Origin of the sequence: Mycobacterium sp. (assembly GCF_046091765.1) — a bacterium.
GTDB lineage: Bacteria > Actinomycetota > Actinomycetes > Mycobacteriales > Mycobacteriaceae > Mycobacterium.
The window spans coordinates 13,593-36,704 of record NZ_JBJTCF010000013.1 but is presented as its reverse complement, the minus strand read 5'-3'; the positions used below and the strand labels follow the sequence as shown (position 1 = coordinate 36,704).

The following is a 23,112-nucleotide window of genomic DNA, read 5'->3' as shown; positions in this document are numbered from 1 at the left end:
TCGCGGCTAGAACACCGCGAGCGCGGCCGCGGCCAGGCTCGCGACGCACATCGACGGACCGTGCGGCACGGTGGCCGACCGACGGCCGGCGGCCGTCAGCAGACCCGAGATCGCCGTCAGCACCGGCGCGCCGAGCGCCGCCAGGATCCACACCTGGCAACCGAACGCCCCGGTCAGTCCGCCCAGCCCGAGGGCCAGTTTGACGTCGCCGCCGCCCATCGCGGCCGGATCGGCGAGGTGGACCACCAGGTACAGCCCGCCCAGGGCGAGCGCCCCCGCCAGCGCGGGCAGGCCGCGCCCGCTCAGCGCCGCGCCCGCCAGGATCGCGGCCGCACCGGAGAGAGTGGCGGCGTTGGGCAGCCGACGCCGGGTGAGGTCGACCAGGCTCAGCCCGGCCGCCCAGGCCAGCACCGCCGCGCAGCAGCACAACCCGGGGACGCCCATCGGCGGCAGGCTAACCCAGGGCCGCCGCCATCGCCTGTCGCGGAGCGGGTTGCCCTGTGAATTGCTCGACCTGACTGAAGGCTTGGTGCAGCAGCATCTGCAGGCCGCTGATGACCTCACCCCCGGCACCCTCGACCGCCCGGGCCAGGCGGGTCGGCCACGGGTCGTAGATCACGTCGAGGACCACCGGAACCGGCGCGAAGGTCGCGGCGTGCGCGGCCGCCGCCGCGGCCGGGATCGTGCTGACCATCACGTCGGTGCGCGCCACCACCGACGGCAGGCCGGGGTCGGCCAGGTCGGTGAACGCGACACTGACGGCCAGCGCCGATCCCAGCTCCAGCAGCCGGGCCGCCCTGGCCCGGCTGCGTGCGACCACGGTGATCTCCGGCACCCCGAGGTCGGCCAGTGCGACCACCGCCGCCGGGGCGGTGCCCCCCGAGCCCAGCACGATCGCGCTGCGCGCACCGGGGCGTGGTCCCAGCGCGCCGGTGACGCCGTCGACGTCGGTGTTGTCCGCGCGCCAGCCCCTCTCGCCGCGTACCAGGGTGTTGGCCGAACCCACCAGATCGGCGCGGGTCGTGCGCTCGTCGGCGAAGTGCAGGGCGGCGAACTTGTCCGGCATGGTCACCGACACCCCGACCCATTCCGGACCGAACGATCCGACCAGCGCGGGCAACTCGTCCGGGGTGCACTCGATGCGGTCATAGGTCCAGTCGACCAGACCGAGCGCCCGGTACGCGGCCAGGTGCAGCTGCGGCGAACGTGAGTGCGCGACAGGCGAACCCAGTATTCCGGCCCGGCGCGCCGGCCGGGCCGTCATCGCCCGGAGTCGAGTACGCCGCTGTTCAGCGCCCGCTCGCGATTGGCCAGATGTTCTTGGTAGTCACTGGTGAACAGGGTGGTGCCGGTCTTGTCCACCGTCACGAAATACAGCCAGTCACCGGGCGCGGGGTTTTCCGCGGCGCCCAGCGCCTCGTCACCGGGAGAGCAGATCGGCGTCGCGGGCAGGCCCGCCTTGGCGTAGGTGTTCCACGGCGTCTCGGTCTTGCGGTCGGCGTCGGTCGTCGCGACCTCCTGGCGGTCCAGCGGGTAGTTCACCGTGGAGTCGAACTCGAGCCGGTCGTACTCGCTGTCGAGCCGGTTGTAGATGACGCGGGCGACCTTGGCGAAGTCGGCCGGTTTGGCCTCCTTCTGCACCAGCGAGGCGACGATGAGCACTTGGTAGGGCGACATCGTGGTCGTCGTCGCGGCATCGAGCAGCCCACCCGCGACATAGTGGTCGGCGCTCTCGGCGACCAGGGTCGCCAGGATGTCCTTGGGCGAGCCGAACGGGTCCACGTTCCACGCGCCGGGGGCGATCAGCCCCTCCAGACGGCGGTGGCTGTTGCCCATCACCGCGGCGCCCGTCGCCGCCCAGTCCGGAACGTTCAGTGCGGACAGCGGGCCGTCGCCCGCGGCAGCGCGCAGATCCTGCGCCGCCACGCAACTGCGCGTGCCGTTGAGTTCCACGCAACTGGCCTTGGCGATCAGGGTGAAGATGCCGTCGGTCACCGCGCCCGTTCCGACCATCGTGATGTCGTCGAGTTGACGCCCCTCCGGGATGACCAGTTTCCCGACCCGGTTCGCCGGGTCGATCAGTTTCTGGACCGCCAGCGCCGGCGGGATCTCGGTGCGCAGTTTGTAGTACCCGGGCTGGATCGCGGCGATCTCGGCGTTGCCCTGGGCGGCTTGCAGGAACCCTTCGACGTTGGCGACGACATTCTTCTCGCGCAGGTTCTCGGCGATCTGGGTGGTCGTCTCGCCGGGATTGACGGCGATGAGGACGTCCTCGCGCCCCTCACCGCTGAAGTCCGAGCGCGGCCCGCCGAACAGCCGGGGTCCGACGACGAGCACGGTGAGGACTCCCAGCACCACCAGCCCGAGCAGGATCAGGGTTCCCCGCCGGCCCCCCGTCCGCCGCTCGCGGCGGCGCGCCGGAATCTGTTGCGGCCGGGCGCGTTCGGGTTTATCCGCAGACTCGCTCATCGTTCCTTCCTCGCCGGGTCCCTGCTAGCGGGTCGGCGCCGTGTTACGGCGCTGGTCGAGCCAGCCCTGCAAAATCTCCACCGCGGCGGCCTGGTCGATGATCGCGCGCTGCGCCCGGGCAGGCACCCCGGACTCCCGCAGAGCGCGGGCCGCGCCCACGGTGGTCAGGCGCTCATCGGCCATCCGCACCGGAACCGGGGCGACGCGTCCGGCTAGCGCGTCAGCCATCTCGGTGGCGTCGAGCGCCGACTTTCCGGCCCGGTCGGCGAGGGTTCGCGGCAAACCCACCACCACCTCGACGACCCGCAGTTCCGCGACCAGGGCCGCCAGCCGGGCCAGGTGGCCGCCCGCGCGGTCGCGCCGGACGGTCTCCAGCGGTGTGGCCAGGATCGCGTCCGGGTCGCTGACGGCCACCCCGATGCGCACCGTGCCCACGTCGACCCCGAGCCGCCGCCCCGGGCCGGGGTCGTCCTGGCCCGCTCTGTCGGGCTTGCGGTCCTGCGGCAACGGCGGCCTCAGCCCCCGGCCATCTCGGCGCGCACCGCCGCCAGCGCGGCGTCGATCCCGGCCGGATCCGTGCCGGAACCCTGCGCCAGGTCGGCCTTGCCGCCGCCGCGCCCGCCGACCGCCGTCGCGACCACCCGGGCCAGCTCGTCGGCCCGCACCCCGGCGTCCTGGGCGGCCTGGTTGGCCGCCACCACGAACGGCACGGCGGCGCCGTGTTCGGCGAGCAGAACCACCACACCCGGGTCGGAGCCGAGCCGTCCGCGGATATCACCCACCAGCGAGCGCAGATCGGCGGCGGTCATCCCGCCTGCCGTGCGTTGAGCCACCAGACGGACATTACCGACCAACTCCGCCGTGCCGGCGGCGTCCGCCGCATTGGCGCGCGCGGCCGCCAACCGGACTCGTTCGAGTTCCTTCTCGGCCGACTTCAGCCGCTCCACCAGGGTGGCCACCCGGCCCGGAACTTCCTCGGAGGGCACCTTCAGCGAGGCGGCCAGTCCCGCCATCAGCGCACGCTCCTTGGCGAGGTGGCGGAACGAGTCCAGTCCGACGAAGGCCTCGACCCGGCGGACGCCCGATCCCACCGAGGACTCGCCGAGAATCGTGACCGGCCCGATCCGGGCGGAGTTGTGGACATGGGTGCCGCCGCAGAGTTCCAGCGAGAACGGGCCACCGATCTCCACGACCCGGACCTCCTCGGGGTACTGCTCACCGAACAGCGCCATCGCGCCCATGGACTTGGCCTGCTCCAGCGCGGTGGTGAAGGTGTTGACCGGGTAGTCGGCCTCGACCGCCTCGTTGGCGATTTCCTCGATCCGGCCGCGCTGTTCCTCGCTCAGCGGTCCCTGCCACTGGAAATCGAACCGCAGATAGCCGGGGCGGTTGAGCGAGCCGGCCTGCACCGCGTTGGGGCCCAGGACCTGGCGCAGTGCGGCGTGCACGAGGTGGGTGCCGGAGTGACCCTGGGTCGCCCCGTGCCGCCAGCCGGAGTCGACCGCGGCCTCGACGGTGTCGCCTTCGACGAACTCCCCCGACTCGACACTGACCCGGTGCACCCACAGCGTCTTGGCGATCTTCTGCACGTCGGTGACGGCCGCCCGGGCGGTCGCGTTGGCGCCCGTGCCGGTGATCACGCCGGTGTCGGCGATCTGACCGCCCGACTCCGCGTACAGCGGGGTGCGGTCCAGCACGATCTCGACGCGCTGCGGCGGCACCGTCTGCGAATGCTCCCGCGGGTGGTGGGCGATAACCGGCACTCGCTTGCCGTCGACGAAGAGTCCCAGGATGCGGGCGGTCGAGGTCAGTTCGTCGAACCCGGTGAACTCGGTGGGTCCGCCGTCGACCAGATCGCGGAAGGCCGACAGGTCGGCGTGGGCGTGCTTGCGGGCGGCGGCGTCGGCTTTGGCCCGGCGGCGCTGCTCGGCCATGAGCTCCCGGAAACCCAGCTCGTCCACCGACAGCCCGGCCTCGGCTGCCATCTCCAGGGTCAGCTCGATCGGGAACCCGTAGGTGTCATGCAGGGCGAACGCGTCGGCGCCGGCAAGTTCGGTCCTGCCGGCCGAGCGGGTCGCGGCGGCGGCGTCGTCGAACAGCCGCGATCCCGAGGCCAGCGTCCGGTTGAAGGCGGTCTCCTCGGCGACCGCGATGCGGCTGATCCGGTCGAAGTCGGTCACCAGTTCGGGATAGGAGGGCCCCATCGCGTCGCGCACGGTGGCCATCAGCTCACCGACCAGTGGGCGGTCGATCCCCAGCAGCTTCGCGGCCCGCACGATCCGGCGCAGCAGCCGGCGCAGGACATAGCCCCGGCCCTCGTTGGACGGGGTGACTCCGTCGGCGATGATGATCGCCGCTGTCCGACTGTGGTCGGCGATGATGCGGTAGCGCACGTCGTCGATGTCGTTACCGCGGCCGTACCCCCGCGGCGCGTACTCGGCTGTCGTGTCGATCACCGGGCGCAGCAGGTCCGTTTCGTAGACGTTGTCGACGCCCTGCAGTAGACAGGCGATGCGCTCGACCCCCATACCGGTGTCGATGTTCTGGCGGGGCAGCGGGCCGAGGATCTCGAAATCCTCCTTGCTCGAGCCCTCCCCGCGCTCGTTCTGCATGAACACCAGGTTCCAGATCTCGATGTAGCGGTCCTCGTTGGCCTCCGGCCCGCCCTCGATGCCGTACTCCGGGCCGCGGTCGTAGTAGATCTCCGAACACGGGCCGCACGGTCCGGGGATGCCCATCGACCAGTAGTTGTCCGCCATCCCCCGGCGCTGAATCCGCTCCGGCGGAAGGCCGGCGACTTCCTGCCAGAGTTGGACGGCTTCGTCGTCATCGTAAAACACTGTGGCCCAAAGTCTTTCGCGCTCCATCCCGTAGCCTCCCTCGGCGATCGGCTTGGTCAGCAGATCCCAGGCCAACTCGATGGCACGGCGTTTGAAGTAGTCGCCGAAGGAGAAATTGCCCGCCATCTGGAAGAAGGTGTTGTGCCGGGTGGTGATACCCACCTCGTCGATATCGGGAGTGCGGATGCACTTCTGAATGCTGGTGGCGGTGCTGTAGGGCGGCGTGCGCTGGCCGAGGAAGTACGGGACGAACTGGACCATTCCGGCGTTGACGAACAGCAGATTGGGGTCGTCGAGGATCACCGAGGCGCTGGGCACCTCGGTGTGGCCTGCCTGCACGAAGTGGTCGGTGAACCGCTTCCTGATCTCGTGGGTCTGCACGGGTGTGGGCTGTCCTCGCGTCGTGTCGGGCCGCTGCTCGGCGACCGCACCACCCTACCGGGCGGCCAGGAAGCTCAGCCGAACCGTGCGTCGCGGGTTATCCCGGTTGAGGTCGACCAGCACGACGCTCTGCCAGGTGCCCAGCAGCGGGCGGCCGTCGGCGACGGGGACGGTCACCGACGGTGCGACGATGCCGGGCAGCACGTGGTCGGCGCCGTGCCCGGGCGAGCCGTGCGCATGCCGGTAGCGGTCGTCGCGCGGCAGCAACCGCTCCAGGGCATCGACCAGGTCGGCGTCGGAGCCCGCCCCGGTCTCGATGATGGCAAGACCCGCGGTGGCGTGCGGCACGAAGACGTTGCACAACCCGCTTCCCCGGCCCGCGCAGAAGGCCCGGAGCTGATCGGTCAGATCGACGGTCCGGCGTCGCGTGGTGTCGACGTCGAGTACCTCAGAATCCACGCGCTCCAGCTTAGGAGCGCCCGGCTGAGCTGCTCTCAGCTCGTGTCGCGGTAGGCACGTCGGTTCCTGATCCGCTGGGCACGGCCGGCTTCGCGGGTGCGATGCCGCCGGGGCACCCGCGACACGCGCCAGCCTGGCGTGCATGCGGCGCTGTCGATGTCCGCAAGCGCACCGGTGCTGGTATCCCAGCCCGGGAAGTAGATCCGGGCACCCGGGTGGGTGATGTAGGAGTGCCCGGTCGGAGAAGTCCAGATGATGGTGCCGTCGGGCAGCTGCCGATCACGCCAACCACCCTCGCCGACCCAGAACGTCCGGAGCAGGTGATGCTTTCGGCACAGACACCGGAGGTTGGACGGGTGGGTGGGGCCGAGCGGGTAGGGGATGGCGTGATCGATGTCGCACACCTCCGCCGGGGCATCACAGCCCGGAAACCGACAGGTCAGGTCGCGGCAGCGGACGAAGCGTTGCAGCGCTGTCGACGGCCGATACCGGGCCTCGGCCTGCTCGCACGGCGTGATCAGCGGAACGATCTGCGCTCCGTCTCGAATGAGTTGCTCGAGAAGCGGATTGGGGATCACTCCGCCGTTGGTCATCACCGCGCGCCCGCGCGGCTCCAGCCTGTACGGCGTATGCCGGTCCTGCGCGGCGGCCGCCGCCTCGCCACGGGCGTGGTCCACCGCCGCCCGATCGGCCACGACGTGAATGACCACGTGCTCCTTCAGGGGTCCTTTCTCAGACCCCTCCGGAGACCCGTTCATCCCTGTGCCGGCCGGATTGCGGCAGTCCGGCGCACCGCAGCGGCAGGCGATGCCCTCGGCGCCCGCGAACACCGCCCCGAGCGCCTCGGCGCGCCGCTGCCCGATCGGGCGGGGATCGGCGTCACACACGGCGCGCGCGATGGCGGTGAGTCGCCGTTCGATCAGTTCGGCGTGGGTCGCGAACAGCCGCCCCCACACCGAACGGGTCCCGCTGTCGTCGTCGGGCTTGCCGAACTGCACATCCATCCCCCGGGCGGCTTCCAGAAACCATGTCCGCGCCTGCGGGTCGTGGGCGTCCACCGCGGCGTCGATCAGCGTTTCGACCCTGCGGTCCGACAGCGGACCCCAGCACTGCGCGGCGTCGGCGATCTCCGCGTCGATGGCGGCCATCTCCGCCGTGCCCACCACGCAGTGCGTCCGCCACGAGATCGTCGCCACCAGCCGCGCCCCGATCCGGCCCGCCAGGAACAGGGCATTCACCCTGGGCAGTCGCTCCCGCAGCGATTGCGCCAGGTACATCTGCGAGGACGCCCGGCGCGCGCTGATCCCCAGCGCCGCCCCGATCTCCGCGGCGGCGGCGTCCCAGCGGTCGCAGGCCCACCGGACCCGTTCGTCGACCACATCGGGGTCATCCACGCCGACCGGGCAGCGCCGGGCGACAAGCTCGCCGATGGCGGCCAGCCGCCGCGCCGCCGCCGCGTTCTCCCCGCGCGCCCAGCCCCCGACGGCGTCGACCACCGCGGCGTCCCCGGCGCGGGCCAGCGCTTGCGGGTCGAGACTATCGAACATACATTCGATAGTGGCACGGGGGTCCGACAAACCGGGATCGGCGGGGACGATCAGCGGCGCCGGATGATGGCGCGCAGCTTGGCCAGCCGGCCGCCGATCTCCCGTTCGGCCCCGCGACCGGTCGGCCGGTAGTAGTCCACGCCGACCAGGTCGTCGGGCGGGTACTGCTGGGGAACCACACCGTCGGGATCATCGTGCGGATAGCGATAGGCCTGCGCGTGGCCCAGGCGCGAAGCCCCCGAGTAGTGCCCGTCACGCAGGTCGGGGGGCACCAGACCCGCCTTGCCGGCCCGGATATCGCTCATCGCCGCGTCCAGGGCGACGGTCACGGCGTTGGACTTCGGCGCGGCGGCCAGGTGGACGGTGGCGTGCGCGAGGGTCAGTTGGGCCTCGGGCATACCGATCAGGGCGACCGTCTGGGCCGCCGCGACGGCGATCGGCAGCGCCGTCGGATCAGCCATCCCGATGTCCTCGCTGGCCAGGATCATCAGCCGGCGCGCCACGAACCTCGGGTCCTCACCGGCCACCAGCATCCTGGCCAGGTAGTGCAGGGCGGCGTCGACGTCCGAGCCGCGGATCGACTTGATGAACGCGCTGACGACGTCGTAGTGCTGGTCGCCGTCGCGGTCGTAGCGCACTGCCGCGCGGTCCAGTGACTGCTCGACCGCCTCGACGGTGAGCGCGCCTCCGGTCGCGGTCTCCGCGGCGACCTCCAGCGCGGTCAGCGCCCGGCGGGCGTCCCCCGCCGAAAGGGCGACCATCAGCTCGACCGCGTCGTCGCTGACCTCGACCGCGCCACCCAGCCCGCGCGGATCGGCCACCGCCCGGCGCAGCACCGCACGGATGTCATCGGCACCGAGCGGGCGCAACTGCAGGATCAGCGACCGCGAGAGCAGCGGGGCCACCACCGAGAAGGACGGGTTCTCCGTGGTCGCCGCCACCAGCAGCACCACCCGGTTCTCGACGGCCGCCAGCAGGGCATCCTGCTGGGTCTTGGAGAAGCGGTGCACCTCGTCGATGAACAGCACCGTCTGCCGGCCGTCGAGCAGCGCCCGGCGGGCATTCTCGACGACCGCCCGCACCTCCTTGACCCCGGCAGTCAGTGCCGACAGTGCCTCGAAACGCCGGCCGGTGGCGTGCGAGATCAGCGAGGCCAGGGTGGTCTTCCCGGTGCCCGGCGGCCCGTAGAGAATCACCGACGCCGCGCCGCTGCCCTCGACGAGGCGCCGCAGCGGCGAACCGGGCCCGAGCAGATGGTCCTGCCCGACGACGTCGTCGAGTGCGGCCGGGCGCATCCGCACCGCCAGCGGAGCCCCGGCAGGCGGCGGCGCATCAGCCCCGGGACCGTCCCCGGCGGGCAGGTCGAAGAGGCTGTCGGGCACGGTTCAGGCTTACCACGCCCTGCGCTCTGCGGCGGCGCTAGACGGGTGCCGTGGCGTGACGCGGCAGCTCGTCAGCCGGGGCGACCGGGAGCTCCGGCGCCGGCGGCCAGTTCTGCGCGGGCGGACGCGGCCGCACCACGTGCGGCCACCAGAACCAGCGCCCGAGCAGGGCGGCGATCGAGGGCGTCATGAAAGCCCGGATGATCAGGGTGTCGAACAGCAGCCCCATGCCGATCGTCGTGCCGACCTGAGCGAGGATCTTCAGTTCGCTGAATGCCATCGCCGTCATCGTCATCGCGAAGACCAGTCCGGCGGCGGTCACGACCGAGCCGGTGCCGGCCATCGACCTGATGATCCCGGTGTTGATGCCCGCGCCGATCTCCTCCTTGAACCGGGCCACCAGCAGCAGGTTGTAGTCCGAGCCCACCGCCAGCAGGATGATCACCGACATCGCCAGCACCATCCAGTGCAGTGGAAGCCCGACGAGGTCCTGCCAGATGAGAACCGACAGGCCGAAGGACGTGCCCAGCGAGAACACCACGGTGCCCACGATCACCGCCGCCGCCACCACCGCGCGGGTCATGATCAGCATGATGATGAAAATCAGGCAGAGCGCGGCGATGCCGGCGATCAGCAGGTCGTAATTCGCGCCTTCCTGCAGATCCTTGAAACTGGTCGCCGCCCCGGTCAGGTAGATCTTCGAGCCCTCCAGAGGCGTCCCCTTGATCGCTTCGAATGCCGCGTTCTTGATCGGCTCGACCAGTTTCAGCCCGTCCGGGGACATCGGGTCGCCCTCGTGGGAGATGATGAACCGCACGGCTTTCCCGTCCGGGGACAGGAACATGTCCATGCCGCGTTTGAAGTCGGCGTTCTGGAATACCTCCGGGGGCAGGTAGAAGGAGTCGTCATTCTTCGCCTCGTCGAACGCCTTGCCCATCGCGTTCTGGTTTTCCTGCATCTCCTGCATCTGGTCGTACATCCCGGACTGCGTGCTCTGCATCGTCAACTGCATCGTCCGCATCGACTCCATGGTCGCGATCATGGGCGGCATGATCGTGCGCATCTGCGATGTCAGCCGATCCAGCATTTCAAGGTCAGGCATCAGGCTCTGGAACGTGTCGGTCGTCGCGTCGATCCCGTCGATCGTGTCGAACACCGAGCGCATCGCCCAGCAGACCGGGATGTCGAAGCAGTGCGGCTCCCAGTAGAAGTAGTTGCGGATCGGCCGGAAGAAGTCGTCGAAATCCGCGATATGGTCGCGGAGATCCTGAATATCGGCCAGCGTCACATTCATCTTGCCGACCATGGAGTGCGTGGTGGCGTTGAGCTCACCCATGAGGTCGTACATCTTGCGCATGTTGTCGACGTTGACCTGCATGTCGTCGCCCATCTTGAGCATGTCGTCCATGCGGTCCTGCAGATAGGACATGTTCATGGTCTGCAACGTTCCCTGCATACCGACCATGAACGGGATCGAACTGTGCTCGATGGGTGTCCCCTGCGGGCGGGTGATGCTCTGCACCCGGCCCACTCCGGGCTGCCCGAAAATCGCCTTCGCGACCCGTTCGATCACCAGGAAGTCCGCCGAGTTACGCATGTCGTGATCACTCTCGAGCATGAGCATCTCCGGGCTGAGCCGGGCGGCCGGGAAGTGCCGTTCAGCCGCCGCGAAGCCCTGTGCCGCGGGGATGTCGGTCGGCAGGTAGTGGCGGTCGTTGTAGTCGGTCCGGTAACCGGGAAGCGCGAGCAGGCCCACCAGGGAAAGAGCCACCGTCGCGACCAGAATGGGTCCCGGCCAGCGCACTATCGCGGTGCCGATGCGGCGCCAGAAACGGATCCGCATGGCGCGCTTGGGCTCCAGACCCTTCAGAGCGCTGGCGACGGTGACCACGGCCGGTCCGAGGGTGAGCGCTGCCGCGACCACCACCAGCATGCCGACGAACAGTGGGACGCCCAACGACTGGAACGTCGGCAGCCGGGCGAAATGCAGGCAGAGCAGGGCCCCGGCGATGGTCAGCCCCGAGGCCAGGATCACGTGCGCGGTGCCGCGGTACATCTCGTAGTAGGCGGACTCCCGGTCGCTGCCCTTGGATCTCGCCTCCTGATAGCGGCCGAACAGGAAGATCACGTAGTCGGTGCCTGCCGCGATCGCCACCATGGTGAGTAGATTGACGGCGAACGTCGACAAGCCGATGAGATGGAAGTGGCCCGCGAAGGCCACCACCCCGCGGGCCACCGCGACGCCGAGGAACACCATGACCAATGCCAGCAGCACGGTGACCACTGACCGGTAGACGAACAACAGCATCACGGTGATGACGCCGAACGTCAGCAGCGTGATGTAGTGCAGGCTGCGGTCGCCGGCGATGTGCGTGTCGGCGACCAGCGCCGAGGGACCGGTGACGTAGGTCGTCACGCCGGGCGGAGCCGGAACGCTCGCGACGATCTTCTGGGCGGCCTCCACCGATTCATTCGCCAAGCCCTCGCCCATGTTGCCGGCCAGGTACACCTGCACGTAGGCGGCCTTGCCGTCAGCGCTCTGGGATCCGGCTGCGGTGAGCGGATCACTCCAGAAGTCCTGCACATGCTCGACGTGCTTGGTGTCGGCGTTGAGCTTGCCGACGATTTCGTCGTAGTACCGGTGGGCGTCGTCGCCCAGCTTCTCCGTGCCCTCGAGCACGATCATGACCGAGGTGTTCGAGTCGAACTCGTCGAAAACCTCACCGATGCGTTTCATCGCGATGGTCGACGGGGCGTCGTCGGCGGCCATCGGTACCGCCTGGGCCTTGCCGACCGCCTCGATCGAGGGCACGGCGACATTGGTGACGACGGTCAGCAGAATCCAGCCGAGGATGATGGGCACCGCCAGGCGCCGGATCCACAACGCCACCGACTGCCGGGCCGGGTGATCTTCGGCATCGATGCGGCGCGGCCGGGACAGGGTGATCATCCGGATTTGACCAGACAGAAGGTCTGCGCGTTGACTCCGTTCGAGACCCGTTCGTCCTTGAGTTCGCCGTCGACGGTGATGCGGCAGCCGATGGTGTCGCTGTCGCCCTGGGCGACGATGTTGGCCGCAGCCGCCGGCGCGGTCGTCTCCAGCTTCAGCGTCCAGGGCAGGGTGACATCCCGGACGATCTGCGGATCGGCGTCGAGGTCGAGGTAGTTGATGGTGGCCACGGTGCCTTCGGGGCCGAAGATCTCATAGACCACGACCTTGGGATTGAACGGTTCGGGGTCGTTGACCAACCCGCTGCCGGGCCGGGTCGTCTCGGTCTTGCCGAACACGCCGCGCAGGCGGTCGACGGCGAAGGACGCCACGACCACCACGACCAGGATCAGCAGCACCATCCAACCCCGCCGGAGCAGCCGCACCGCCCAGAACCCCGGGCCGCGGCGCGGCGGTTGGGGCCGCGCCGGCGCGTCCGCGGAGTTGTCCACCGTCACCACCGCTCCCCCGCCGGACCCCTCGCGACCATCCACACCACCACTACATAGTAGGTCTAACAGAACATAGTAGGTCTAACAGGTGGGGCTAGCGGCCTGGCGGGTTCACTCCACGGTCCCGGTCAATGCGAAGTCGGCCAAAATGCGCTCCACCGCGTCCCGAAGCCAGCCCGGGGAGAACGCCGGGTCGGCGCTGGCGTAGCAGACACTGACGAACACCGTGCCACCGATCCGGCCGGTCTCCAGCGGGAACAACAGTTCGCCGGCCCGCTGGATGGGTGTGCCCCGGCAGGTCAGCTGGTTCCACGTGCCACGCAGCGCGAACCAGCCGGCGTCGGTGCCGTCCGGCCGATTGACGGCCGGATCGAGTTCGCCGAGGCTGGAGCAGCTGATGAGCCGGTTCTGCAGCGCCTTGACTTCGACCTGGCGCGCGACGACCTTGGGGATCAGCGGAGTCAGCGGCAGCGGTCCGCCGATCGAGATGGGTTCGTCGCTCAGCGCCGACAGGGCCTGCTTGACGCCCGCCCGGACCTCGGTCAGGTCCGAGGTCACCCGCTCGGGGCGCACACGGAGCGTCACCCCGGTCAGCGCATTGCCCCGGGTGTCGTCCCCGGTACGGTCGCTGACCGGCATGACCAGGTTCACCGAGCCGTCGTCCTCGGTCCAGCCCAGCGCCTCGCCGAGCCGGGCTGCGATCCCGAGGAAAAGCGACGTGCTGGTGCCGCCGAGACTCTCGGCGCGCTTGTCCCAGAGTTCGCCGTCGACATGCACGGTCACCGAGTGCTGGCGCACGGGTCTTCGCAGGGCGGCCCGGCCCGCGCCGCGGCGGGTGGCGCGGCGGGCAGGACGGCCCTGCGAACCCCAACTCGGAAGATCCCGGGCCGCCGTCGCCAGCGTCGCCACGGCCCTGGCCATGTCGGGCACCGTGCGCAGCACCTCGCGGGCGTCCTCGATGACCGCTGCCGTTTTCGTGCGGGTCACAGCGTCGGGATAGCCGAGATCGGTGGTCACGCCGTTGACGGCGGCGGCGACGGCGTTGAGCAGTCCGACGCCGTCGGCGATGTTGTGCGACACGACCAGCGTCACCGCCGCACCGCCTTCGGCGATCGGCTGCAGTGCCAGCCGCCAGGGCCGTAGCTCGGAATCGATCGGGATCGCGGCCTGCTCGTCGATCCAGGCCGGGATCTCGCCGCGCGGGCGGGGCTTGGCGGCGATCTCGACATCGGCCGGTCCCGGCCAGGCGATCCACCGGTGTCGTCCGAACGGCAGCGGCGAGGGCTCCACGCGGCGGCCCAGGTGACCGTGAGCCAGATTGCGCTGAAAGCGCCGCAGGCCCTCGCGGTCGACGTCGTGGTCGTAGATCCAGGTCATCTGGACGATCGGCCCGTGACCGAGTGCCCGCTGGCTCAGGAAGAACACCTGATCGAGATAGGCGAGCGTGTTGTCCATCAATCGAGCCTAAGCCAAAGCCCCGTCGATGACCCCGAGCCCCGAAACCGGCGCCGGTTCGTCGCCTCGAGGCACGATTCGGCATGAAAACACCCGACAACCCTCCGAGACAGGTGGCGACTCGCGCGCGGCACATCTGCCCGGTCGGTACATTCCGATCTGTACCGAACAGGCTCGCACGAGGCGGAGCGCCATGATCCCGAATGCGCGGCCCTTTGCCCGTCCCTGCGTCGGCCGAGGGCTCGGCTGATGCGCCGCGTCGTCATTGAGGAGCACTTCTGGTCCGATGCTCTGGAGACCAACGGCTGTTACACCGACGGGCCCAGCCCCTTCACCCGGGCGACGATGGACGAGGTCCGGTCCCGGCTGACCGACTTCACCGAGCACCGACTCCCCGACATGGACCGCGACGGCATCGACGTGCAAGTCCTGTCGTTGACAGCCCCTGGGATATCTATGCAGCCCGACATCGCGGTCGCGGTGAGCGACGCACGGCGCGCCAACGACATCCTGGCCGGCGTGATCCGCGGCCACCCGGACCGGTTCGCAGGCTTTGCCACCCTTGCGCTCCAGGATGTCCCGGCAGCCGTGGTCGAACTCGAACGCTGCATCGGTGAATTGGGGTTCGTCGGCGTCCTGGTCAACGACCACACCCTCGGTCACTATCTGGACGAGCCGGTGTTCGAGCCGCTGTGGGACAGGTTGGAGCACCTCGGGGTACCGCTGTACCTGCACCCGAGTGCATCCTTCGATCAGTGGCACGTCCTGGACGGTCACCCGGAACTGCAGGGTGCGACCTGGGCCTTCCAGGCCGCGACCGGAGGCCACGCGATGCGACTGGTGTTCGGCAAGGTCTTCGATCGTCACCCCGATGCCCAGCTAATCCTCGGCCACATGGGCGAGTTCCTGCCCTTCCAACTCAGCCGCTTCGACGACTGCGCGCAAAGCCTCGTCCTTCCCGAACCGCTCGATCACCCGCCGTCGGAGTATTTCGGCCGCAACATCGTCATCACCACAACCGGCGTCTTCTCCCACGCCGTGCTGCTGGCGGCGATCGCAATCATGGGCATCGACAACATCATGCTGTCCACGGACTATCCCTACGACGACGCCGGGAAGGCAGTTCGCTTCCTGGACACTGCCCCGATCGCCGACAGCGATCGGCGAAAGATTGCTCACGCCAACGCCGATCGCATTCTCAGCCTTACCGCACACGCCTCCGGATAGGGCCGATCAGTGGATGCGCGCCACACGAGCGGCTGGTGTTACTTCCGTGGGTGTCGTTGGACATCCGCGTCACTTCGTGGCACGCCCTATTCCGAGCCTACGGTCGGCCAGGACCGGCCGGCCGCGCATCGATCCCGGACTCCTTGCGCTGCTGCGCGGTGATCGGCGCGGGGGCGTCAGTGAGCGGATCCACCCCGCCGCCGGATTTGGGGAAGGCGATCACCTCCCGGATCGAGTCAGCGCCGAACAGCAGCGCGGTGATGCGATCCCAGCCGAAGGCGATCCCGCCGTGCGGCGGCGCACCGAAGGTGAAGGCCTCCAGCAGGAATCCGAACTTCTCGTCGGCCTCCGCACCGTCGATACCCATCACGGCGAACACCCGTTCCTGGATGTCACGGCGGTGGATGCGAATGGATCCCCCGCCGATCTCGTGGCCGTTGCACACGATGTCGTAGGCATCGGCGAGCACGGCACCGGGGTCGGCGTCGATGAGGTCCTCCTGGCCGGGCTTGGGCGCGGTGAAGGCATGGTGCACCGCCGTCCAGGTACCCGAGCCGACAGCGACGTCGCCGGCGGCGGCCGCCTCCTGAGCCGGTTCGAACAGCGGCGGATCGACGATCCAGACGAACGCCCAGGCATCCTCGTCGATCATGTCCAGCCGCCGGGCGATCTCGGCCCGTGCGGCACCCAGCAGCGCCCGCGACGATTTGGCCCCACCGGCCGAGAAGAACACGCAGTCGCCCGGTGCGGCGCCGACGTGTGCAGCCAGCCCGTCGCGTTCGGCGTCGGAGAGATTCTTGGCGACCGGCCCGCCGAGGGTGCCGTCCTCGCCGACGAGCACGTAGGCCAGACCCTTGTGGCCGCGCTGCTTGGCCCATTCCTGCCAGCCGTCCAGGGTGCGCCGGGGCTGCCCGCCGCCGCCGGGCATCACCACCGCTCCGACGTAGGGCGCCTGGAAGACCCGGAACGGCGTCCCGGCGAAGTAGTCGGTGCATTCCACCAGTTCCAGGCCGAAGCGCAGATCGGGCTTGTCCGAGCCGAATCGGCGCATCGCCTCCGCGTAGCTCATCCGCGGGACGGGGCGGGGCAGCTGGTAGCCGATCAGCGCCCACAGCGCGGCGAGGATCTCCTCGGCGACGCCGATGACGTCCTCGGCGCCCACGAAGCTCATCTCCACGTCGAGTTGGGTGAACTCGGGCTGCCGGTCGGCGCGGAAGTCCTCGTCGCGGTAGCACCGCGCGATCTGGTAGTAGCGCTCCATGCCGGCCACCATGAGCAGTTGTTTGAACAGCTGCGGACTTTGCGGCAGCGCGTAGAACGATCCGGGTTGCAGCCGGGCCGGGACCAGGAAGTCGCGCGCGCCCTCCGGGGTGGAACGGGTCAGCGTCGGGGTCTCGATCTCGACAAAATCGCGGGCCGCCAGCACAGCGCGCGCGGCGGCGTTGGCCCGCGAGCGCAGCCGCAGCGCATCCCCGGGCCCGCCGTCCCGGCGCAGGTCGAGGTAGCGGTGTTTGAGGCGGGCCTCCTCCCCGGCGGGCTCGTCGAGTTGGAACGGCAGCGGCGCGCACTCGCCGAGCACGGTCAGCGCGGTGGCGTTCACCTCGACGTCGCCGGTGGGGAGCTCGGAATTGGCGTTGCCCTCGGGACGGATCTCCACGACACCCTCGACGGCGACGCAGAACTCGGCGCGCAACCGGTGCGCGGCGGCGAGCACCGCGGGCTCACGGAAGACCACCTGAGCGACTCCCGAGGAATCCCGCAGGTCGATGAAGATCACCCCGCCGTGATCACGCCGACGGGCCACCCAGCCGGCCAGGGTCACCGTCCGGCCGGCGTCGGAGGCCCGCAACGAACCGGCGGCGTTGCTGCGCAGCAATGACACTCCTTGGGGGGACCGACCAACCGGGAGAAGTCTAGGGAGCGCGCCCGCGCTCTCCACGACCGCCACCCGCAAACCGCAGTGTGGCAAGCTGGTGATGGCCGTTCACCGGCGAGCGCAAGGAGTACCGATGACCTTCAACGAAGGTATGCGGATCGACACCAGCATGACCTCGACCGGTGGTGGCGGGCGCGGCATCGCGATCGGGGGCGGCGTCGGGGGGCTCGTCATCATGCTGCTGGCGTTGTTCCTGGGGGTCGACCCGGGCCAGGTGATCAGTCAGCAACAGATCGGTACGAGCCAGGGCGGCCAGTCGAACTACGACCTCTCCAAGTGCAAGACGGGAGCCGACGCCAACGCCTACGTCGAGTGCCGCGTGGTGGCGACCGGAAACTCGGTGGACGCGGTCTGGCAGCAACTGCTGCGCGGCTACAGCCGGCCCCAGATGAAGCTGTTCAGCGGCCAGATCAACACCGGGTGCGGGCCGGCGGACAGCAGCATCGGCCCGTTCTACTGCCCGGCCGACAAGACCGCCTACTTCGACACCAGCTTCTTCAAGGTGCTGCGCACCCAGTTCGGGTCCAGCGGCGGTCCGCTGGCCGAGGAGTACGTGGTGGCCCACGAGTACGGCCACCACGTCCAGAATCTGACCGGCGACCTCAGCCGCGCCCGCCAGGGTGCGCAGGGCGCCACCGGCGGTGGTGTGCGATCGGAGCTGCAGGCCGACTGCTACGCGGGGGTGTGGGCGCACTACGCGGCGATCACCAAGCAACCGGGAACCGACGTCACCTACCTCAAGCCGCTGACCGATGCCGACATCGCCGACGCGCTGTCGGCCGCCGCGTCGGTCGGCGATGACCGCATCCAGAAGCAGGCCACCGGACGGGTGAACCCGGAAAGCTGGACCCACGGGTCATCCGAGCAGCGCCAGAGGTGGTTCACCGTGGGCTACCAGAGCGGTGACCCCAATCAGTGCGACACCTTCAGCGCGCGCGACCTCGGCTGAGCGGCTACCAGGGCCGCAGCGCGCACTGCACGCCGCTGCCGCCCTGGGCAGACGTCACGACCTGGCCGTCGACGGCGATCTCGCAGCGGAACTCGGGGTTGACCCGCAGGCCCCCGCTCGCGCTGACGAACGCCCACTGGGTGGGATCGGTCAGGGTGGTCTGGAAGGTCCACGGCGCGCCGGGTCCGATGGGAACGCGGGCCAGCGGCATGTACTGCGGGTCGTTGGCGGCGGACTGGCTGGGCGGGTCGGCGCTGACGTAGTAGATGTTGGCGATCAGATCGCTGGTGGTGGTCACGGTGTAGGTGACCTGTTGGCCGGCGCCGGGATCGGCGGACGAGGGCGCCGTCAGGGCCGTCGGCGCGGCCACGCAGGCCAGAACGGCGGCCGACGCCATCAGCGTTGAACCCGGTTTGAGCTGCATATCGTCTGTATCGGTCGGGGCGTGAGCTCTGTTACCGGGCTCAGCCGGCGTCGGCGAGGCGACCGGGTTCGCGCCCGGTTGGCCCGGGTGGCCCGGTTGCGACGGCATCGAGGTTCCCGAAGAGTTCGATCGCCCAGGCCAGGGTGCGATCGATGAACTCCGCGGCCGCGGTCAGGTCGGCCGGGTGCCCGCGGGTCACCAGCGTCGCGCCGACCCGGGTCGGGTCGGACGACTCGTGGACCGCCGTCTGGACATCCACACCGCCGGTGGCCGGGTCCCAGGCGGCGGCCAGTTTCGCGAGCCGCGTGCGGGCCTGCGCCGGGTAGAAACGGTCGGGGGTCGCGGTGACCTGGATCACGCCGTCTGAGGCCACCGACAGGTTGACGAACAACCGTCCGGGCGACGCGGCCGGGGTTCCGCTGTAGACGCAGTCGACCACGAAGAAGTACTCGTCGTCCCGGTAGCTGCGAAAGCACCGCACACCGCGGGTACGCAGAAAATCCACCAGTTCGGGCATGTCCAGGCAACGTCGGCGGCGCGCCCCGGGGTTCCCGGCCGGTCGTCAAGAACGTGCTGAACCGGCCGCCAGCCGGTCCAGCACGTGCGCGACGACCGACCCGATCGCCACGTCCACCTGCTCGCCGGTCGCGAGGTTTTTCACCCCGACCGAGCCGGCCTCGACGTCGCGGTCGCCGGCCACCAGTGCGAAGCGCGCGCCGGAACGGTCGGCGGCGCGCATCGCGCCCTTCACACCCCGGCCGCCGTAGGCCAGGTCGACGCGCAGACCGGCGCCGCGCAATGCCGCGGCCACTCGGGCCAGTTCGATCTTCGCGCGCTCCCCCATCGGGACGCCGTAGACGTCGCAGTGGGTGGTGTCGCCGACTGTCTTGCCCTCCGCGCGCAGTGCCAGCAGGGTGCGGTCCACTCCCAGTCCGAAGCCGATCCCGGAAAGATCACGCCCGCCGAGTTCGGCCATCAGCCCGTCGTAGCGCCCACCGCCGCCGATCCCCGACTGCGCACCCAGGCCGTCGTGGACGAACTCGAAAGTCGTCTTGGTGTAGTAGTCCAGGCCGCGCACCAGCCGCGGGTTGATGACGTAGGCCACCCCCATCGCGTCGAGGTGGGCCAGCACCGTGTCGAAATGTTCGCGGGCAGGAGCGGAGAGGTGGTCGAGCATCACCGGGGCGTCGGCGGTGAGCTGACGCACCTGCGGTCGTTTGTCGTCGAGTACCCGCAGCGGGTTGGCCTGCGCGCGCCGACGGGTCTCCTCGTCGAGGTCGAGGCCCAACAGATAGTCCTGCAGTAGCTGCCGGTAGCGCGGACGGCAGCTGTCGTCGCCGAGCGAGGTGAGCTCCAGCCGGAACCCGTCGAGACCCAGGCCGCGGAAACCCGCGTCAGCGACGGCGATCACCTCGGCGTCCAGGGCGGGATCGTCGACGCCGATGGCTTCGACGCCCACCTGCTGGAGCTGGCGGTAGCGGCCGGCCTGCGGGCGTTCGTAGCGGAAGAACGGCCCGGCATAGCAGAGCTTGACCGGCAGCGCGCCGCGATCCAGGCCGTGCTCGATGACCGCCCGCACCACCCCCGCCGTGCCCTCCGGGCGCAGCGTCACCGACCGGTCGCCGCGATCGGCGAAGGTGTACATCTCCTTGGCGACGACGTCGGTGGACTCGCCCACCCCGCGGGCGAACAGTGCGGTGTCCTCGAAGACCGGCAGTTCGATGTCGGCGTAACCGGCCCGGCGCGCGGCGTCGAGCAACCCGTCGCGCACCGCGACGAACGCCGCGGACTGCGGCGGCACGTAGTCCGGGACACCCTTGGGCGCCTGGAATTCACTCACCGGCTCAGGCCCTCGAGAAAGGGGTTGGCCCGGCGTTCGAATCCGATCGTGGAGGACTCGCCGTGGCCCGGCAGGACCACCGTCCGGTCGTCGAGGACCAGCAGTTTCTCCACGATCGACCCCAGCAGGTCGCGGCCGCTGCCGCCGGGCAGGTCGGTGCGGCCGACGGATTGTTTGAACAGCGTGTCCCCGGTGAAGACCAGATCACCGGCGTTGCCGTCTGCACCGTCGGAGACCCGGAACACCACCGAACCGCGGGTGTGCCCGGGCGTGTGGTCGACGGCGACCGCGATGCCGCCGAAGTCGAGTTTGTCGCCGTCCCGCTCGAGTTCGACGACCTGCTTGGGCTCCCGGAACAGCGCACCGAGTGCGACTTGGCCCAGCCGCGGACCGATGCCGCGGATCGGGTCGCTCAACAGGTGGCGGTCTTCGGGGTGGATGAACACCGGGCACCCGTAGCTGTCGGCGACCTTCTGCGCCGACCACATGTGGTCGATGTGGCCGTGGGTCAGCAGCACCGCCGCCGGGGTGAGCCGATGCTCGTCGAGAATCCGGCGCAGCGGCGTCATGGCGCGCTGACCGGGATCGATGACGACGGCGTCGGCTCCCGGGTGCGGAGCAAGCACGTAGCAGTTGCAGGCCAGCACGCCGGCCGGGAACCCGGTGAGCAACACGCCGACCAGCGTCCCACATCGGCGCCCCGATCCGGTGGCTGGCACACTCGGTGGGCGAACAGGACGGCCGGACAGGCGAGACAGGAAGGACCCGGTTCAGGTGCCGACAAACGAGCAACGGCGGGAGACGGCCAGGCGCAACCTCGAGCAGCAGCTCGAGCGGCGCGCCCGGAATGCCAAGCGGAACCGCGTCCTGGCGGTGGTCGGGTCGGTGGTTGCGGTGGCCGCCGCGGTGGCGGCGATCGTCACGTTCGTGATGACCGACCGCAACGCCGGGTCGACCTCCGCCTCCCCGACGACCTCGGCGGCCCCGACCGGAACCGCGCCGCGCGGCGGGCCGGACCAGTTGCCGGTGTTCGCCGCGGCCGCCGACCTGGGAGCGAACTGCCAGTACCCGAAAGCCCAGCAGAAGGCGGCCAAGCAGGTAGACCCGCCGAACGCGGGCCGGGTGCCGACTGAACCGGCCACGGTCAGCGTCAGCATGTCGACCAATCAGGGCAACATCGGCCTGATCCTCAACAACGCCGAGGCGCCGTGCACGGTCAACAGCTTCGTGAGCCTGGCGCAGAAGGGGTTCTTCAACGACACTCCCTGTCATCGGCTGACCACCGCGTCGGCTCTCGGCGTGCTGCAGTGCGGGGATCCCGGCGGAACCGGCGGCGGCGGCCCCGGCTACCAGTTCGCCAACGAGTACCCCACCACCCAGTTCCCCGCCGACGATCCGGCGCTGGAGAAACCGGTGCTCTACCCGCGAGGCACGCTGGCCATGGCCAACGCCGGTCCCGGGACCAACGGCAGCCAGTTCTTCCTGGTCTACAAGGATTCCCAGCTGGCTCCGAAGTACACGGTGTTCGGCACCATCGACGCGACCGGGTTGGCCACCCTGGACAAGGTCGCCCAGGCCGGAGTGGCCGGCGGCGGCGAGGACGGCAAGCCGGCCACCGCGGTCACCATCAAGTCGGTGCTGCTGGACTGACCCCGCAGCGGGCGCCGGAACCGGTGCCGGGCGGGTGTCAGTCCAAACCGGCCGCGGTCGACGCGTCGATCCCGGCGTGCAGGATCGCGACCGGGCAGCGCGCGTGCGCGACGACCTTCTGGCTGACCGACCCCATCACCAGGCCGGCGAAGCCGCCCATGCCGCGACTGCCGACGACCAGCAGTTCGGCGCCGACGGCCTCGGTCAGCAGGACTTCCGCCGGTCGTCCGCTGCCGGCGACGAAGGACACCGGGACGTCGGGGAACGACGAGGCGGTCACGATCACCGGCGCCGTGAAGGCCCCGGTGTCCGATCCGGGCACCGCCAGTCGCGGATTGACCTCGACCGATTCGGGCTCGCCGCGGCCGGGTTCGACGGTCACCACCACCACCCCGCAGCCCAGAGCCTCGGCGTGGCGGAAGGCGAACGCCGCCGATCGGTTCGATGCCGGTGAGCCGTCGTAGCCCAGGACGACCTGACCGGGGTTGCCCGCCCCGGCGAACTCGTACTCGTCAGTCCCGGGCAGGTGAACCACCACGACCGGGCATTGGGCGTAGGGCGCAAGGTGCAGGGCGGTCGACCCCAGCAGCAATCCGCGGAAACCCTCGACGCCGCGCGAGCCGATCACGACCACGTCGGCGCTCGCGCTGGCGGCAAGCAGTGACGCCACCGGCGAGTCGGGCATCTGCAGTGCCCGGACATCCAGGCCGGGATGGCGGGAGCGGGCCAACTCGACCGCCTCGCCCAGCGGTCCGGAAGGCTCGGTGATGAGCTCGGGTTGCGCGGCAACATCGGGCCGGGCGTGCAGCACCGTCAGTGGATTTCCGTAGGCCAGCGCGGTGTCGGCGGCCCAGGCGGTCGCCGCCTGGCCGTACTCCGAGCCGTCGACACCGACCACGACGCCGGTCTGCTCGACCCCGATTATCTCGACCAACGCGGCCACCTCGGTCATGGTTTCGACTCCTTCCGGCCGGCGCCGGCGCACTGCACGGCGAATTGCACGAAGTCAAGCAAACACCACCGGGCGGCCGTCGTGTCGACGGTATCGTGCAATCCCAGGTCACAGTCAGCAGCTTTCCGAACCCGTGGGGGCCCGCATGCCAGAAGAAACT

General features: G+C 69.9%; 20 protein-coding genes. 3 read left to right on the top strand and 17 right to left on the bottom strand.

Annotation, left to right across the window (positions count from 1 at the left end):
• Positions 1–6: 6 nt before the first annotated feature.
• From ACKOB8_RS01415 to ACKOB8_RS01365, 11 genes are all read right to left on the bottom strand, one after another.
• Positions 7–444 (bottom strand): prepilin peptidase, encoded by a 438-nt coding sequence (locus ACKOB8_RS01415; protein ID WP_526374879.1) that lies wholly within the window; start codon positions 442–444, stop codon positions 7–9.
• A gap of 10 nt (positions 445–454) precedes the next feature.
• The gene (locus ACKOB8_RS01410) at positions 455–1,264 is read right to left on the bottom strand and encodes a shikimate dehydrogenase (RefSeq protein ID WP_526374877.1); all 810 of its coding nucleotides are present in this window, start codon (positions 1,262–1,264) and stop codon (positions 455–457) included.
• Entirely contained in the window at positions 1,261–2,469 is a 1,209-nt protein-coding gene (locus ACKOB8_RS01405; RefSeq protein ID WP_526374875.1) for an endolytic transglycosylase MltG, read from the bottom strand. The genes ACKOB8_RS01410 and ACKOB8_RS01405 overlap by 4 nt, the downstream gene beginning before the upstream one ends.
• Before the next feature lie 24 nt (positions 2,470–2,493).
• Positions 2,494–2,976 carry a Holliday junction resolvase RuvX gene (ruvX, locus tag ACKOB8_RS01400; protein ID WP_526374873.1) on the bottom strand — a complete coding sequence of 161 codons (483 nt, stop codon included), beginning with the start codon at positions 2,974–2,976 and terminating at the stop codon, positions 2,494–2,496.
• Positions 2,977–2,984: 8 nt separating this feature from the next.
• Positions 2,985–5,690, bottom strand: coding sequence for an alanine--tRNA ligase (alaS, locus tag ACKOB8_RS01395; protein ID WP_526374871.1), 2,706 nt, complete (start codon positions 5,688–5,690; stop codon positions 2,985–2,987).
• Positions 5,691–5,744: 54 nt separating this feature from the next.
• Positions 5,745–6,149, bottom strand: a complete 405-nt coding sequence (locus tag ACKOB8_RS01390; RefSeq protein WP_526374869.1) for a secondary thiamine-phosphate synthase enzyme YjbQ — start codon at positions 6,147–6,149, stop codon at positions 5,745–5,747.
• 35 nt (positions 6,150–6,184) lie between these two features.
• On the bottom strand, positions 6,185–7,696 hold the full coding sequence (locus tag ACKOB8_RS01385; RefSeq protein WP_526374867.1) for an HNH endonuclease signature motif containing protein: 1,512 nt from the start codon (positions 7,694–7,696) through the stop codon (positions 6,185–6,187).
• 50 nt (positions 7,697–7,746) lie between these two features.
• Positions 7,747–9,078: a replication-associated recombination protein A gene (locus tag ACKOB8_RS01380; RefSeq protein WP_526374865.1), complete on the bottom strand. Its 1,332-nt coding sequence runs from the start codon at positions 9,076–9,078 to the stop codon at positions 7,747–7,749.
• Positions 9,079–9,115: 37 nt separating this feature from the next.
• Entirely contained in the window at positions 9,116–12,028 is a 2,913-nt protein-coding gene (locus tag ACKOB8_RS01375) for an MMPL/RND family transporter (RefSeq protein WP_526374863.1), read from the bottom strand.
• Complete coding sequence (locus tag ACKOB8_RS01370; RefSeq protein ID WP_526374927.1) at positions 12,025–12,453, bottom strand: MmpS family transport accessory protein; 429 nt, start codon at positions 12,451–12,453, stop codon at positions 12,025–12,027. The genes ACKOB8_RS01375 and ACKOB8_RS01370 overlap by 4 nt, the downstream gene beginning before the upstream one ends.
• A 177-nt stretch (positions 12,454–12,630) precedes the next feature.
• Positions 12,631–13,974 carry a hypothetical protein gene (locus tag ACKOB8_RS01365; RefSeq protein ID WP_526374861.1) on the bottom strand — a complete coding sequence of 448 codons (1,344 nt, stop codon included), beginning with the start codon at positions 13,972–13,974 and terminating at the stop codon, positions 12,631–12,633.
• Between the two features lie 249 nt (positions 13,975–14,223).
• Between ACKOB8_RS01365 and ACKOB8_RS01360 the strand changes: the two genes are divergently transcribed.
• Positions 14,224–15,201, top strand: coding sequence for an amidohydrolase family protein (locus ACKOB8_RS01360; protein WP_526374859.1), 978 nt, complete (start codon positions 14,224–14,226; stop codon positions 15,199–15,201).
• 97 nt (positions 15,202–15,298) lie between these two features.
• Here the strand turns inward: ACKOB8_RS01360 and aspS are convergent, their stop codons facing one another.
• Positions 15,299–17,083 (bottom strand): aspartate--tRNA ligase, encoded by a 1,785-nt coding sequence (gene aspS, locus ACKOB8_RS01355; RefSeq protein WP_526374857.1) that lies wholly within the window; start codon positions 17,081–17,083, stop codon positions 15,299–15,301.
• Positions 17,084–17,210: 127 nt separating this feature from the next.
• Here aspS and ypfJ point away from each other — a divergent pair, with 127 nt between their 5' ends.
• A complete protein-coding gene (ypfJ, locus tag ACKOB8_RS01350; RefSeq protein WP_526374855.1) occupies positions 17,211–18,086 on the top strand; it encodes a KPN_02809 family neutral zinc metallopeptidase in 876 nt (291 codons plus the stop codon).
• A gap of 4 nt (positions 18,087–18,090) precedes the next feature.
• Here ypfJ and ACKOB8_RS01345 read toward each other — a convergent pair whose 3' ends face one another.
• Genes ACKOB8_RS01345 through ACKOB8_RS01330 form a run of 4 tightly spaced genes read right to left on the bottom strand, consistent with a single transcriptional unit; the run spans position 18,091 to position 21,024 of the window.
• Positions 18,091–18,510, bottom strand: a complete 420-nt coding sequence (locus ACKOB8_RS01345; RefSeq protein ID WP_526374853.1) for an Rv2576c family protein — start codon at positions 18,508–18,510, stop codon at positions 18,091–18,093.
• Positions 18,511–18,550: 40 nt separating this feature from the next.
• The gene (locus tag ACKOB8_RS01340; protein ID WP_526374851.1) at positions 18,551–19,027 is read right to left on the bottom strand and encodes a hypothetical protein; all 477 of its coding nucleotides are present in this window, start codon (positions 19,025–19,027) and stop codon (positions 18,551–18,553) included.
• Positions 19,028–19,072: 45 nt separating this feature from the next.
• A complete protein-coding gene (gene hisS, locus ACKOB8_RS01335) occupies positions 19,073–20,350 on the bottom strand; it encodes a histidine--tRNA ligase (protein WP_526374849.1) in 1,278 nt (425 codons plus the stop codon).
• Positions 20,347–21,024 (bottom strand): MBL fold metallo-hydrolase, encoded by a 678-nt coding sequence (locus ACKOB8_RS01330; RefSeq protein WP_526374847.1) that lies wholly within the window; start codon positions 21,022–21,024, stop codon positions 20,347–20,349. Before ACKOB8_RS01330 ends, hisS begins: the two co-directional genes overlap by 4 nt.
• Positions 21,025–21,124: 100 nt before the next feature.
• Between ACKOB8_RS01330 and ACKOB8_RS01325 the strand changes: the two genes are divergently transcribed.
• Entirely contained in the window at positions 21,125–22,000 is an 876-nt protein-coding gene (locus ACKOB8_RS01325) for a peptidylprolyl isomerase (protein ID WP_526374845.1), read from the top strand.
• A 37-nt stretch (positions 22,001–22,037) separates the two neighbouring features.
• On the opposite strand, the gene ACKOB8_RS01320 is transcribed toward ACKOB8_RS01325, so the two are convergent.
• Positions 22,038–22,952: a universal stress protein gene (locus ACKOB8_RS01320; RefSeq protein ID WP_526374843.1), complete on the bottom strand. Its 915-nt coding sequence runs from the start codon at positions 22,950–22,952 to the stop codon at positions 22,038–22,040.
• Between the last annotated feature and the right edge of the window lie 160 nt (positions 22,953–23,112).